This is a genomic window from 'Cynodon dactylon' phytoplasma (genome assembly GCF_009268075.1).
GTDB lineage: Bacteria > Bacillota_I > Bacilli_A > Acholeplasmatales > Acholeplasmataceae > Phytoplasma > Phytoplasma cynodontis.
In genome coordinates, this window is the sequence record NZ_VWOH01000011.1 from 1 (window position 1) to 1303 (window position 1303).

Sequence of the window (1303 nt, forward strand, 5' to 3'; positions counted from 1 at the left end):
AAAATCATTATTAATAACTTCAACCTTATCATCTCCAAAAATTAATTTCGCCAATATTTCGGCTGAACGACCATTAGCACCTTTTAATTTTTCTTTATAAAAATTCATTTCTTTAATTTCTTCAGGTTTATAAAACATTGGATATTCTTTATTAAAATCTTCATATAAATCAATAATAATTACATTAGGCTCAACATATTCATGTTCAAATCTTTCCCAGTGCTTATTTTTTTTAATCCATCCTTTAAAAGATTTATTTCTATTAACAATAAAAATATTTAATTTATTGCCGGAAATAGTTCTTTTTTTTCCATAAGGTTCTCGAGTTTGAAAAGAACCTCGACCAGCAATAAGACCATGCATCAAATTTTTACTACTAACTTCTTCCATACCCATATCATCATAAATACATACTTTATAATTATCATTATAATCTTCCCTAGAAAAATTAAAATCTATTTTAGTGTAATTATAAGGAACTTTTAATTCTTCTTGTAAAATCAATTCAACCAAATCCGTTTTACCAATTTGGGTCAAACCTTCTAAAACAACAGTTAAAGGACTTTTAGAATTAAATTGTTCTTTAATAGTTTTGATAATAAATTGAATTTTCTCATGTTCTAAACGAAAAGTTTGTAAAGAATGGTCAATAACTCTTTTAACAACATTAGGAGATTTAGGATAAAAATTTTCCTGAATAATCCTATCACGTACAGGAAATTGTTTATAATAAATAACAACATCCAATCCTTTTAAAAAATCATTTAAAGCTTTTTCAGCTTCAAAAGCTGAAATCTCATTTTTCAAAAGAGCTTTTTTTAATTCATTAGCTTTTAAATCAGCAGCATAAATAAAATCATCAACTTTTTTCTTATTACTGAATTGTTTAAATTTAAAAATACCATCATCCAAAATATCTCCAAAAGCTCCAATATATCGATACCAATGTTCAGGAGTATCTTGAGCAAAATATTTCTCAAAACTACAATATTTCATTTCCAATTCATTATTTTTATTATAAGTTGGAAGAGCAAAAAATTCTCGAGCATTACAAAACTCAGTTTTCTTATTTAATTGAATAAGAATATGAATATGAGGTTCACCATCTTCATGAAGCTCTCGAGCAATTCGAAGAGCTTTATAATAAATTTTCTTTTTTCTTTTATGACTTTCTTTAATAAATTTTTTAACAAAAATTTCTTGAATTTCTTCTTTAGATAAAGACAAATTAGGATATGTAAAGCCAATATTTCTAGAATGCATACGATAAGGCTTAGATTTTTTCTCATTACTTTTTTTATCA

Annotated in this window: 1 protein-coding gene; it reads right to left on the reverse strand. The window is 25.0% G+C overall.

Going from position 1 to position 1303, the window contains the following annotated elements:
• On the reverse strand, positions 1-1263 hold a 1263-nt coding region (locus F1741_RS02210; protein WP_244609576.1), incomplete at its 3' end, for a hypothetical protein.
• Positions 1264-1303: the final 40 nt, after the last annotated feature.